At 72.1% G+C, this 12,473-nt stretch carries 13 protein-coding genes; 6 read left to right on the top strand and 7 right to left on the bottom strand.

Going from position 1 to position 12,473, the window contains the following annotated elements; genetic code table 11:
* The first annotated feature begins 133 nt into the window (after positions 1–133).
* Positions 134–1,633, top strand: a complete 1,500-nt coding sequence (locus tag EPD65_RS13560) for an adenylate/guanylate cyclase domain-containing protein (RefSeq protein ID WP_207891558.1) — start codon at positions 134–136, stop codon at positions 1,631–1,633.
* 9 nt (positions 1,634–1,642) lie between these two features.
* Here the strand turns inward: EPD65_RS13560 and EPD65_RS13555 are convergent, their stop codons facing one another.
* The 6 genes from EPD65_RS13555 to EPD65_RS13530 all read right to left on the bottom strand — a co-directional run bounded on the left by EPD65_RS13555 (position 1,643) and on the right by EPD65_RS13530 (position 8,043).
* The gene (locus EPD65_RS13555; protein WP_131585041.1) at positions 1,643–2,104 is read right to left on the bottom strand and encodes a ScoMcrA-related endonuclease; all 462 of its coding nucleotides are present in this window, start codon (positions 2,102–2,104) and stop codon (positions 1,643–1,645) included.
* A 284-nt stretch (positions 2,105–2,388) separates the two neighbouring features.
* Positions 2,389–3,378, bottom strand: coding sequence for a helix-turn-helix transcriptional regulator (locus EPD65_RS13550; protein WP_131585039.1), 990 nt, complete (start codon positions 3,376–3,378; stop codon positions 2,389–2,391).
* Position 3,379: 1 nt separating this feature from the next.
* Positions 3,380–4,297 (bottom strand): WYL domain-containing protein, encoded by a 918-nt coding sequence (locus tag EPD65_RS13545; protein WP_165873011.1) that lies wholly within the window; start codon positions 4,295–4,297, stop codon positions 3,380–3,382.
* Positions 4,298–4,310: 13 nt separating this feature from the next.
* Positions 4,311–4,715, bottom strand: coding sequence for a DUF2237 family protein (locus EPD65_RS13540; RefSeq protein ID WP_131585035.1), 405 nt, complete (start codon positions 4,713–4,715; stop codon positions 4,311–4,313).
* Entirely contained in the window at positions 4,712–5,746 is a 1,035-nt protein-coding gene (locus EPD65_RS13535; RefSeq protein WP_131585033.1) for a GTP pyrophosphokinase, read from the bottom strand. The genes EPD65_RS13540 and EPD65_RS13535 overlap by 4 nt, the downstream gene beginning before the upstream one ends.
* A 116-nt stretch (positions 5,747–5,862) precedes the next feature.
* Entirely contained in the window at positions 5,863–8,043 is a 2,181-nt protein-coding gene (locus EPD65_RS13530) for a DEAD/DEAH box helicase (RefSeq protein ID WP_341539062.1), read from the bottom strand.
* 164 nt (positions 8,044–8,207) lie between these two features.
* Between EPD65_RS13530 and EPD65_RS13525 the strand changes: the two genes are divergently transcribed.
* Positions 8,208–8,642, top strand: coding sequence for a hypothetical protein (locus EPD65_RS13525; protein ID WP_131585031.1), 435 nt, complete (start codon positions 8,208–8,210; stop codon positions 8,640–8,642).
* A gap of 28 nt (positions 8,643–8,670) precedes the next feature.
* Here EPD65_RS13525 and EPD65_RS13520 read toward each other — a convergent pair whose 3' ends face one another.
* A complete protein-coding gene (locus tag EPD65_RS13520) occupies positions 8,671–9,657 on the bottom strand; it encodes a TolB-like translocation protein (protein WP_131585030.1) in 987 nt (328 codons plus the stop codon).
* 58 nt (positions 9,658–9,715) lie between these two features.
* Between EPD65_RS13520 and EPD65_RS13515 the strand changes: the two genes are divergently transcribed.
* The 4 genes from EPD65_RS13515 to EPD65_RS13500 are packed head-to-tail and all read left to right on the top strand — an operon-like array spanning position 9,716 to position 12,425.
* Positions 9,716–10,144 (top strand): homing endonuclease associated repeat-containing protein, encoded by a 429-nt coding sequence (locus EPD65_RS13515; protein WP_131585028.1) that lies wholly within the window; start codon positions 9,716–9,718, stop codon positions 10,142–10,144.
* Positions 10,141–11,295: a 23S rRNA (uracil(747)-C(5))-methyltransferase RlmC gene (gene rlmC, locus EPD65_RS13510; protein WP_131585026.1), complete on the top strand. Its 1,155-nt coding sequence runs from the start codon at positions 10,141–10,143 to the stop codon at positions 11,293–11,295. Before EPD65_RS13515 ends, rlmC begins: the two co-directional genes overlap by 4 nt.
* 27 nt (positions 11,296–11,322) lie before the next feature.
* Entirely contained in the window at positions 11,323–11,838 is a 516-nt protein-coding gene (locus tag EPD65_RS13505) for a hypothetical protein (RefSeq protein ID WP_131585024.1), read from the top strand.
* Positions 11,838–12,425: a thermonuclease family protein gene (locus EPD65_RS13500; protein WP_131585022.1), complete on the top strand. Its 588-nt coding sequence runs from the start codon at positions 11,838–11,840 to the stop codon at positions 12,423–12,425. The genes EPD65_RS13505 and EPD65_RS13500 overlap by 1 nt, the downstream gene beginning before the upstream one ends.
* Positions 12,426–12,473 lie beyond the last annotated feature (48 nt).

The following is a 12,473-nucleotide window of genomic DNA, read 5'->3' as shown; positions in this document are numbered from 1 at the left end:
GGCCGGACAGCCGGCCCCGCACCACGGGCCCCGCATCACCGTGTGAGGGACAGCGGGCAGGCGACCCGAGTGTTCACTCCGGGGCTGGACGGTCGAGGTGACAGCGATCACATGGACCCGCCACAATCACGCCATGGAGTTTCTGGCCCCGTGGCTCTGGGCGCGCTATCGGGCCCACTACGCGGGACTCCTGATCTTCCAGCTCCTCTTCTGGCCGGTCTTCGTCATCGGCATCGGGATGATCGCGTGGGCGATCGCACTGCACCGCACGTTCACCGAGCTGATCTATGTCGGCGGCACGTTCATCCTGGTCACCGAGATCGGCGGCGCCATCTCGCTGCTGCTCTCGACGCGCGAGGCCCGGTTGATGCTCAACCGCTGGGGCCGCGGCGACCAGACCGACCCGCGGCGTACGCGGGCAGCGCTCAACCGGCTCGACCGGATCCCGCTCATCTGGGGCCTCGCCGGTGGTCTGCCGATGCTTGCGGTCGCGCCGCTGCTCGGCAACCAGATCGGCCTCACCTGGCCGGTCAACCTGGCCATGGCGCTCTCGGCGGCAGCGCTCGTCATCGGCAGCGGCATCCTCGGGTCCGTCATCGCCGAGGCCGCGCTGTGGCCGGTGCAGACCGAGCTCGACGTGGTGCTCCGGGAGGACACGCTCCGCGAGCCGCGACGCGCAGTGGCCGGCCGCCTCCTGACGATCATCCTGCTGGCCAGCATCATGGGCTGCTGGGTGGTGGCGCTGGTGGTCTCCTACGCCCGCACCGACGCGCAGCAGTACGTCCTCGCACCGCTCATCGCGCTGCCCTTCGCGATCGGCACGGCGATCGTCCTCGCGCCGTTCGGCGTCGGGCCGGTCATGCGCCCGATCCGCGACCTGCGCGAGGGCACCGAGCGGGTGGCGCTTGGCATCCTCGACCGCCGCGTGCCGGTGACCAGCGACGACGAGTTCGGCCAGCTGGCGCGCTCCTTCAACCGCATGCAGGCCGGCCTGCTCGAGCGGGAGCGCCTGCAGTCAGCCTTCGGCGCGTACGTCGACCCGATGCTCGCGCAGCGACTGCTCGAGCGCGGCTCGGAGCTCTTCGAGGGTGAGGAGGTCGAGGCGTCCGTCGTCTTCATCGACGTTGTCGGGTTCACGGCGTTCTCGCAGTCGAGCACCGCGGCGGAGACGGTCGCGCGGCTCAACGAGCTCTTTGGCATCGCGGTGCCGATCCTGCGCGGCCACGGTGGGCACGCCAACAAGTTCCTCGGCGACGGCATGCTGGCGGTCTTCGGTGTGCCCGAGGTGCACGACGACCATGCCGATCGTGCGGTGGCGGCGGCGACCGAGATCCAGGACGCGGTGCACGCGCGGTTCGGCGACGACCTGGCCGTGGGCATCGGCATCGCGAGCGGGCCGGTCATCGCGGGCACCGTCGGCGGTGGCGGCAAGCTCGAGTTCACCCTCGTCGGTGACACGGTCAACGTCGCGGCCCGGATCGAGGAGCTCACGCGCCTGACCGGCGATCCGATCCTGCTCGCGGACTCGACGGCGAAGGCGCTGACCGCGCCGGCCCACCTCGAGGACCGCGGCGAGCGCGAGCTCCGTGGGCGCGCCGGCGGCGTCGTCCTCCACGCCCTCACACAGTGGTGAGGGTGCGGATCACTCGCAGAAGTCGCACTGCCCCGACGCGGGCAGCTGGGTGAAGCACGACGGGCAGAGCTTGATCTCGGGCTCCGGCTTCACCGGGGCCTTGGGCGCGGCGGCCGCTCGCGGCGTACGCGGTGCGGCGCTGCGGTGCGGGGTCCCGGGGACGCGCGTCGAGCCACGCACCGGCGCCGGACGGTCGATCTCGGAAGCCGACGCGACCGTGAACCCGAGGTCGGTCAGCACCTTGACCCGGTCGAAGCCGATGTCGGCGGCGTCGGGCGTCGTGCCGGTCGCCTTGCCGTGGGCGAAGGCGAGCAGCGCGCGGTAGTCGTAGCGCTTGCCACGCTCGATCAGGACGAGGTCGCCGCGCTCGTCGAGACCGTGGTCGGCCAGGAAGTCATCGGCTCCGCGCTGGTCGTGGATCTTGATCGCGGTGAGGACGTGGATCCGGGTGACGAGCGCGTAGTTCTGCACGGGTCAAGGCTAGGCGCCCAGCGCGCGCCCGCCCACCACGTCCCGCCCGGGACGCGGTGACACTCGACACTCAGCCGAGGTGCGGGGTGCTGAGCAGCAGGGGACCCAGCGCGACGAGCATCGCGGCGAGGCGGTGCATCACGACCAGGCGGCTCGACTCGTGGGGCATGACCGTGACGCTAGGGGCTGTGTACGTCGCCCCGCAGCACGTGTGACGCGAGTGCGCACGTGTTGCGCCATCGGTCTGGACCGCTTGCGATGCACCGCATGGCGCGGCGCGCGGATCAGCCGCGGTGGTGCGCCAGCAACTCCTCGGCGAGCGCAGGACCGGCGGCGATCAGAGCCGAGGGCGCGAGCACCCGGGCGTCGTCGCCGGCCACCAGCAGGAGCTGGCCGATCCGCTGCTCCACCGGAGGCAGCAGGGCCAGGTCGAGCGTGGCGGTCAGCTCGTCGTCGGTGACCACGTCGACCCGTTCGGCGTGGAAGTCCGCGGCCCAGCGTGCCCCGTGGGGGACGCGGACGCGGACCGTCGTAGTCGCCCGCTGGGCCTCGATCCGGGCATCGACGTCGGCCGGCACGTCGAACGTCTCCTCCTGTACGTCGAGGGACCGGATGTGGGCGAGGAGGTAGGTCCGGACGTCGCCGTCGACACCGGCGTCGACCTCCCAGCCGCGACGCGTCTGCACCAGCCGCCAGGGCTCGATGACCCGCTCGCGCACGCCCTCCGACCAGGCGGCGGAGTAGGTGATCCGGACCCGGTGCCGCTCGTCGATCGCGGTGCGCAGCGGCTCGAGTGCCTCGTGCCACGACGGGCGTCCGGGCGAGCCCGCCGCGTCGGCAGCGGCGTCCGGGTCGGCGAGCATCGTCTGGGTCAGGACGGCAACGGCGCCGCGCAGGTCGTCGTCCTCGGGGCGCATCTCGAGGAGGGCCGACGCCGCGGTGTAGATCAGCGCGAGCTCGGAGGCGTCGAGGTACTCCACACCCAGCTCGTCCCACGGCTGCTCGCCGATGATCCGCACGACCTCCGCGTCGGCCGGGTCGGCCTCCGAGCCGTCGGCCGCGCAGAAGTCGATCGAGTCCGGCCGCTGCAGGCCGAAGAGGGCATTCTTCGGCTCGGTCGCGTAGAAGGTCAGCAGGTCCTCGCGCAGCTCGTCGACGCTGGTGCCCACGGCAGAGGCGAGCTGGCGCAGCGGCAGTCCACCCGGGCGACCGGTCAGCAGGTCGAACACCTCGGGCAGCCGGGCAAACCGCTGGATGTACTTCGGGGCGGCCATCTCATTCACCTGCCATGGTCGCGAGCTCGGCGAGCAGCTCGTCGCGGAAATCGGTCGGGCCCTCGACCCGCACCCGGGTGCCGAGCTGGTAGATCCGCGAACGCATCGCGGCGCGGTGCGTCACGCGGTAGACGAAGACCTCGTCGTCCCCTTCGGTCACCGCTGACTGCGGTGCGCCGAGCCAGCGGCGTACGTCGTCGGCGTACGCGCGGGGGGAGCGGAGCGTCACCTCGACCGGTGCGTCGATGTCCCAGGCGAGCGGGTGCAGGCTCTCGGGCGCCTCGTCCTCGGCCGGCGCCGCGGTGCCCGGAGCCTCGGCCACGACGTCGCTCATCCGGCTGACGACGAACCGCTTCACCACCGCGGAGCCGTCCTCGTTGCCGCGGAGGTACCACCGACCCTGCTGCGTACGCAGCGAGACCGGGTGCACCACGCGCGGCGTGCCGGCGTAGCGGAAGCGCAGGCGCGCCGAGCTGCGGACCGCCGCGACGACCGCGGGCAGCTCGGGGGAGTCGTCGAGCGCGACCGACGCGGACAGCGGTGCCGGCGCGGCGTCGGCGGGGAGGTCCAGCTGGTCGGCGAGGTCCGCCCGGTCCGCCAGGAGTACGGCGCGACGCAGCGCGGCCTGCTGTCCGGGCGACAGGCGGAGCTTGAGCCGGTTGTCGACGCTGGTCATCCGGAAGACGGCGGGCAGGCCCTTGGCGGAGATGTTCTCGATCCGCCAGCCGAGCGCGCGCAGGGCCTTGAGGTCGCGGTTGAGCGCGGTGATCCCGTCGCCGGCGTCCTCCCAACCGGCCGAGGCCAGGAGCTCGGCGGCGGGCACGCCCGGACGCCCGCGCCTGCGCGCGTCGTGGAGGAGCGCCATGAAGCCGATGATCCGCTCCATGGGCGCGCGCTGGTCCCGTCCACCCTTGGTCACGCGGGCCATCCTGTCAGGCGAGCTCGCCCGGATCGTCGGGAACGTCGACAGAGCACTGCTTGAGCGCCTCCAGCGGCACGACGTCGAGTGCGCGCTCGCTCGTGGCGGCGAGGACGACCGGGGCGGGTGAGCCATCGGCGTACGCCTGGAGCCAGCGGACCGCGACGACGCACCACCGGTCGCCGGGCACGAGGCCGGGGAAGTGCCATTCAGGCCGCGGGGTGACCAGGTCGTTGCCGACCGACTGCTGGTGCGCGAGGAACTCCGGCGTCATCACCGCGCAGACCGCGTGCAGCCCGGCGTCGTGCGGGCCGCAGGCGCACGACCCGTCGCGGTGGAAGCCGGTCATCGGGTCCGTCCCGCACTCCTCGAGAACGCCGCCAAGGACGTTGCGCTCGGTGGGCAACTCGAAGCTCATGCCTCGATCCTCGCAAGTCGGGTGCGCAGCAGCTGGGTGCGGTGGGCGTTGCCGTGCAGGGTTGCGTAGCGGTCGCCGAAGATCGCCAGCAGCGCGTCGTCGAGCTTGCGGACGGCGCCGGCAGGGTGCCGGTAGCCCATCCGTTCGTGGATCGCGGCGCTGTCGACGGAGGCGAGCAGTGCGCCGAGCTCGTCGAGGGAGGTGATGCCGAGCTCGAGCAGCAGGCCGCTGATCCAGCCGTAGTGGTCCGACCGCGACCAGCCGGCGTCGGTGTAGTGCGCCGAGAGGAAGCTCGAGAGCTCCTTCGCCGCGATCCGCGGGTCGCCGGACTCGTCGACGGCGCGGTGCTGCGGGATGCTGCGCTCGAGCTGCTCGCGGATCGCGGAGAACTCCCGGTCGGCCAGCTCGAGCAGTCCCGCGGCCAGCGTGAAGCGGCGGTCGAAGTCCGCCGAGTGCTCCTCGGGGATCGTGCCCTTGTAGCGGATGTCGTGCTCGAACTCCGCCCACGCGTGCTGCAGCACCGTGCGGACCTGGACCGACGCGTGGTGGGCGTCCTCGCCCCTCCCCAGCAGTGAGTACGCCGGAGCCAGCTCGCGCTCCGGCGGGGGCGCGATCAGCAGGTGCCGGCTCGCGTAGCCGAAGCCGCCGAGCTGGGCCGTCTCGGCCCCCAGATCACGATCGTCGAGGATCGCGAACTCCTCGGCGAGCACCTGGGCGACCGCGTCGACGTCACGATGCACGTAGGTGATCACCCGGACGCCGATCGTGTCGGTGATCTGCGCTGCCGGGTCGGCGTACAGCGGCACGCCGTCGGGGCCGGTCCGGGCGGCCTTGCCGGCGAAGCTCGCCACCGTCTTCGTCCGCCCCGTGACGCTCAGGTAGTTGATGCCCGCTTCGTCGAGCAGGTTCGTCACCAGCTCGACCCACGCATCGGTCACCGGGAGCAGCGACGGCTGGTGTGCGGCGTACTCACGGACGGCGCGCGCGACCGGCTCGTGGCCGGCCGCGACCGGGGGTGTGCGCTCGGGCATGCCCCGACGCTACAGGCGCCGAGACCCGGGTTTGGGCGTCTCGAAAACCGGGTTTCGGCGGGAACGATCACCACAACCCGGGTTTCAACGCGTCAAAACCCGGGTTTCGGCGGGGCTCAGCGTCCGCGCAGCGCGTCGGTGAGGATCGAGACGAGCGTCTCGACCTGGATGTCGACCGTGGCGGTCTCGGTCTCCTCCGCGCCGTCGAGCGCCCGGGCGGCGAGGCCGGCCTTGGAGTCGATCAGCTCCGCGATCCGGGTGTCGATCGTCTGCGCGGCGAGGATCCGCCAGGCCGTAACCGGCTCGGTCTGGCCGATGCGGTGGACGCGGTCGATCGCCTGGGTCTGCTCCGCGTCGGTCCACGACAGCTCGGCGAGGACGACGTTGGAGGCGACCTGCAGGTTGATGCCGACGCCGGCCGCGGTGAGCGAGCAGACGATGACCTTGACGTCGGGGTCGCCGACGAAGTCGTCGATCGCCTTCGTGCGCGCGGTCGCCGACTGGTCGCCACGGATCTGGGTGTAGCGGATCTCGCGCTTGTCGAAGACCTCGCCCGCCGCGTCCATGACGTCGAGGTGCTTGGCGAAGAAGACGACCTTGCCGGTCGAGTGAGCGAGCTGCGCGGTGTAGTCCGCAGCCAGCGTCGCCTTGGCCCGGCCGATGCGACGGACCATCGCGAAGACGTTCTCGCCGGTGGTGTTGTCGGAGCCCTCGGCGACCTCGCGCTCGGCCACGCGGCGTACGAGGTCGTGGTCGATGCCGTCCGAACCCTCCGCGGAGGCGATCGCCACGGGCGAGGAACGGCGCGTCTCGATCGCGGCGTCGTAGCGCCCGACGAGGCGCATCGCGAGCTCGCGCTCGGCCTTCTGGATCGAGCGGCCCTCGGCACCCTCGAGCTCGACGGGCAGGTCGGCGACGCGGCGCGCGGGGATGTCGGCGGCGACGTCGACCTTGCGGCGACGGACGATGCCCATGTCGATGACGGCCTGACGGGCGGCCGGGTAGAACGGGTGGTCGGCCGGCGTCAGGTGGGTCTCCTCGAGAGCCGCCATCAGCGCCTGGCCCGGCTTGCGCTCCTCGATCCAGCCGAGGAAGTGCCAGATCGCGCGGAAGTCCTCGATGTCGTTGATCAGCGGCGTGCCGGTCAGCGCCATCAGGAGCGGACGGGCGACGCGGCGACGGATCCGCTCGGAGATCTCGACGACGTACTGGGACCGCTGCGACTTGCGGTTCTTGATGTAGTGCGCCTCGTCGACGACCATGCCGCGGAAGCCGTGCTCGCCGATCCAGTTGACGTGCCGGTCGAGCACCTCGTAGTTGACGATGATGATGTCGGCGAAGCCGTCGACGTCGTTGCCGTCACCGTGGACGACGGAGACCGAACGCCCGGGCACCCAGGTCGCCGCCTCGCGGGCCCAGTTGGTCTTGACGACGTTCGGGACGACACAGAGCAGCGGGTACGCCTCGGCCGCCTCGGCTGCGAGCAGCGACTGGGCGGTCTTGCCCAGACCCGGCTCGTCGGCGAGCAGCACGGTGCGGTGGCCGCCGGCGATCGCGGAGAGCAGGCGGGCCTGGTGCTCCATCAGCTCCACGCCCGGCGGCAGCAGGATCGGCCGCGGCTCGGGGAGGTCCATGCAGGCGGGGGCGCCGGGCACCGGCTGCTCGAACGAGTTCAGCAGCGGCCCGATCAGCTCCCAGCCGACCAGCGTGCCGTGGACGCGGGGCGCGGCCTGGCTGAAGTCGGGGACCAGGAAGGGGTTGGCAAGACGGGCAGCGATGACCGACGGGGGAGTGGCCTTGCGCTCGTGGCGCGGAGCAGCGGCGTCGCCGTCGGCGGCCGGCTCCTCGACCGCGACGGCCTCGGCGGCCTGGCCTGCAGCCTCGAGCATCTCGGCCATGCGGTGGCGCGTGGCCTCGCCGATCTCGGCGTTCTCGTCGAGGAGGGAGAAGAGGCCCGGCTCGCGCGCGGCGCACTGGGCCAGGATCGTGGCGACGCCGTCGAGCCGCTTCAGCTCGGTGTCGCGCTGCTGCTCGGAGACCTGGTCGTCGGCGCGCACCCGGAGGCGTTCCTTGCGCGCCAGCAGCGCGATCGCCTGGTAGCGCGAGCGGTGGGAGAGGCCCTGACCCTTCTGCACGGCCTGCTCGACCTCGCGCACGGCCTTCGCCAGCACCGGGATGATGCCCTCGTTGTCGCGGCGGCGCGCCTGGCCGGCGCGGTTGCCCCCGCGGTTGCCGCCGCGACGGTTGCCCTGTCCGCCTCGGGAACGACGGCTCGACTGGGTGGGCTGCGTGGACAAGCAGTGCTCCTGTGGTCAGGTCCGGCTGCGCGCGACGATGCTCGTGCGGTGCGCGTGAGGGCGACGTGCCGGTCCCTGCGGGGACGGGCCCAGAAGCCCCGGGTCGGGCCGAACTCCTGCGTCCGGCCGAAGGCCAGTCTACGCACGGGTTACCCTCGACGGCGATGAACACCTCTTCGTGCCGCTATTACCGCTCCGGGGTCGAGCAGGATCTCAGCATCGCCCTCCACCGCGAGTCGGTACGCCGGGGAGCAGGCGCGCCGCCGTACCCGGTGCTCGAGCGGCTCGATCTCACCGGCCTCTGGCTGCCTGTCGATGCCTCGGCCGAGGGGCACCACGGGTTCGTCGAGCTCGCCGGTCTCGAGCCGATCGGCCTCGAGGAAGCCGCCGCCGTCTACCGCCAGCTCGGCGAGATGCGGCTGATCCCGCCGACGACTCCGCTGCCGGCTGACCTCGCCGAGGCGCTCGGTCACGAGGACAGCTGGATGCACCGCCCGGTCGGTTCGTGGATCATGCTGCCGCTGCTGCTCTCGGGCACGCTGCTGGTCTGCCTCGCGGTGCTGGCGCTCGTCGTGATCGCCTGGATGATCCTGCGCTGAGCCCCGGTCCGGACCAGGGTGGGCAGCCTCAGAGCGGGCTGGGCGAGTCCGCGTTGTCGACGAGCAGGTCGGGCGCACCTCCAGCAAGGGGTGTCGACCAGATCGACGTCCGGCCCTCGTCGTCGCGCAGCACGTAGGCGATCGTCTTGCCGTCCAGCCATGCGGGCTGGTCGGAGACGCCGCGCTGGTCGCTGAGGTCGACGATGGCGTGGGTGCGGAGGTTCATGACCGCGAGGCGGCCGCGACCGCGTTCGCCGGCGCCCGGGTGTACGAAGGCGACCCACTTCCCGTCGGGGGAGACCGCCGGGCTGGTGACGTCCTCGGCGATCGTCCGCAGCGTGTGGTCGTGGATGCTGCCGACGGCGAGGTAGCGGGTGCCGCCGTTGCTCAGCGTCGCGTAGAACCGGTCGTCGTCGACGAAGGTGACGCCCCAGACCTGGCTGCCGTGCAGCTTCGGACCGCTCTTGCCCTTCGTCGCGTCGTACGCCGCGAGGTCCTCGACCTGGTCGCCCGTCGAGGTGTCGACGACCGACGTCACGGCCGAGAACGACCCGCTCAGCGAGCTGCCCTTGGTCAGCGCCGTCCAGGCGACGAGGCGGCCGCTGGGCGAGACGCGCGCGAGGGCTGGTTCGCCGGCCATCGGCCAGGTCGTGGTGGCCTTCAGGTTGCGGTCGAGCACGGTCGCGGACCACGAGACGGCATTGGTCTTGCGCAGGCACAGGCCGGTGCCGTGGGCGGCGTACACCCGGGCGCAGAGCATGTCGGAGACGACGGGTGTGCCGTGGCTGGAGATCGTCGTGCCGGCCAGGGGGAGCGAGGCGACGTGTCCGTCGACGACGTAGAGCATGCGGTTGCCGGGGGTCAGGGTCACGGTGCCGGTCTGGGACACGGCCTCCGGGGTGTCCTTCGACAGGAGTCGGAGCCCCACGGCGGGCAGCACGATCGCAGCGAGCAACGCGACCATCAGGAGCGCGCGGAACGTCCCCCTCCGGCGGATTGCGTCGTTCCTGCTCACGTGCGAAGCCTAAGGGCGCAGGGGCCCATCGCTCCGGCTCATCGGGGAGAATGCTGTCGTGCGCACCCCGACCTTCTCCGACGAGACCATCACCGCGGGTCTGCGCGCTGCCGCTGCCGACCTCGGTGAGCCCCTCGCCGTCGGTGCGTACGACGCCTGGCGCACCTCCCGCGAGGCGGCGTCGAGCACGCTGGTGATCCGCCGGTTCGGCTCGTGGATCGCGGCCTGCACGGCCGCTGGCGTCGCGACCAACAAGACCCGGTCGACGTCGCGGCGCTGGAGCGACGACGACGTCCTCGCCATCGTGGCGCGCTACCTCGCGGAAGATCCCGGGTCGGGCAGCTACGCCGGCTACGTCGCGTGGGCCCGCGCCCAGGAGAGCGTGCCGAGCGGCCCGACGCTCCGCCAGCGCGAGCCGAAGTGGAACGAGCTCAAGGCCCGGTCCCTCGCGGCCCACCCCCTCCCGGTGGAAGGGGCCGGTGCGTGAGCCTCTCCTGCCACCACTTCGACGCGGGCAGGTGCGGCTCGTGCGCCCTCCTCCCGACGCCGTACGCCGACCAGCTGGCCGCCAAGCAGGTCCAGGTCCGTGGTCTCCTCGACCCCGTCGCGGCGGGCGTCGAGTGGCTCGAGCCCGTGCGCAGCGCCGAGTCGGGCTTCCGCAACAAGGCGAAGATGGTCGTCACCGGCACGAGCGCGGAGCCCGTGCTCGGCATCCTCGCCCCCGCGGGCTCGGAGGCCGCGGCGGCAGGGCAGGCCGGCATCGACCTGCGTGACTGCGCGCTCCACACGCCGGGCCTCGTGGCGGCGATGGAGGTCCTGGCCGCCTTCATCACCCGCGCCGACCTGGCGCCCTACGACCTCGCGACGCGGCGCGGCGAGCTCAAGCACGTGATCGTCACCGAGTCGCCGGACGGCGAGATGATGGTCCGGTTCGTGCTGCGGTCACAGGAGCCGGTCGCGCGGATCCGCAAGCACCTTCCGTGGTTGCTCGAGGCCCTGCCGATGCTCGCGGTGGTCAGCCTGAACCTGCAGCCCGAGCACAAGGCCGTGCTCGAGGGGGAGCAGGAGATCGTCCTGCACGGCACGACCCTGACGATGCGGGTCAACGGCCTGCCGTTGCACCTGCGTCCGCAGGGCTTCTTCCAGACCAACACCGCCGTCGCGGCGGCGCTCTACGCGCAGGCGGCGGAGTGGATCGACGCCGTCGCGCCCGCGCGCGTCCTCGACCTCTACTGCGGCGTCGGCGGTTTCGCGCTCCATGCAGCGCGGTGCGCGTCGTCGCCGACCGTGACCGGAGTCGAGATCAGCGCGGACGCGGTGGCTGCTGCACGGCGTACGGCGGGGGAAATGGGGCTCGACGATGCCCGGTTCGAGGCGGGCGACGCCACGGCCGTGGAGGCCCTGCTGCCGGGCGCCGACCTGGTCGTCGTCAACCCGCCCCGACGCGGCATCGGCGACCTCGCCGCAGCGCTCGAGGCGTCGTCCGCGCGCGACGTCATCTACTCGAGCTGCAACGCCGTGACGCTCGCCCGCGACCTCGAGCGGATGCCCTCGCTGCGGCCCGTCCGGGCCCGGCTGCTCGACATGTTTCCGCACACCGGTCACTACGAGGTCGTCACTCATCTCACACGGCGGTGACCGCGGGCGGCTGGCACAATGTGCGCCATGAACAGGGGTCAGACCGCGTGGCGTGTGCTTGCAGCCGTTCCGTTCGTGCTGCTGCTTGCCATCGTCGGCATCAAGCTCACGGCGGGTGACCCCAACTCCCCGTTCAACAAGATCCCCGGCGCGCAGACGATCTACCAGCTCGGCGGCGACGCGCCCTCGACGGACGTCAACGCGAAGCTCCCGAAGATCGACGCCAGCAAGTCCGCCAGCGCTTCTGCTTCAGACAGTACGTCGGCCAGCGCGTCCGCGAGCGGGTCGGAGTCGGCGAGCGCCTCGCCGACTGCTCCGTCGAGCAAGCCGACGGCCAAGCCGACGAAGAAGCCGACCTCCGGCAGCACCGGAGGCTCCGGCGGCGGCAGCACGCCCACGCCGACCCCGACCCCGACGCCGACCCACACGCAGGAGCCGAGCAGCCCGCCGCCCACGCTGTCGCCGCAGGAGCAGTGCGAGGCGCAGGGCAAGGTCTGGCGCAAGAACGCCCTCACCGGCAACTGGTTCTGCTCGCGCATCTGATGCGTTCGCGGTGCGTCGTCGCGCTCGCTGGCGCAGCCGCGCTCGGTGGTCTCGTCGCCGCCTGCGAACCCGTGCCGGTGGTCCGGCCCGATGCAGTCCCCGCTGCCTCCCGCACGCCCGCACCGACCCCTCTGGCGATCCCGAAGGACGCCCAGCGCGTGACGGTCAGCTGGGTCACCGACGGCGACACCGTCGCCCTCCGAGCCGTACGCCGCGGCGTACTGCCGCAGGCGGTGGACACCCACGTCCGGCTGCTCGAGATCGACACCCCGGAGTCGAAGGACCCCGACCTGCCCGTGCAGTGCTTCGCGCTCCGTGCGACGGCAGCGACGGAGCGGCTGCTGCCGCAGGGGAGCACGGCGTGGGTGCAGACCGACCGCGAGCTCCACGACCGCTACGGCCGCACGCTTGGCTACGTCTGGAACGAGCGCGGTGTCTTCGTCAATGAGGCGCTGGTACGCCGCGGCCTGGCGCGGGTGCTCTTCTACCGGCCCAACGACCGTCACCTCGAGCGGATCCGCGCCGCCGAGTCCGCGGCACGGTCCGCAGGGCGCGGACTCTGGTCGCACTGCCCGGACAGTCGCTGATCCTTCTGGCACTCGGTTTGGTCGAGTGCTAACGTCGGCGCTGGCACT

It is taken from the genome of Nocardioides jejuensis, assembly GCF_004337475.1.
Lineage (GTDB): Bacteria > Actinomycetota > Actinomycetes > Propionibacteriales > Nocardioidaceae > Nocardioides > Nocardioides jejuensis.
Note: the sequence above shows the minus strand (reverse complement) of the source record. Positions and strands in the feature narration are given on the sequence as shown.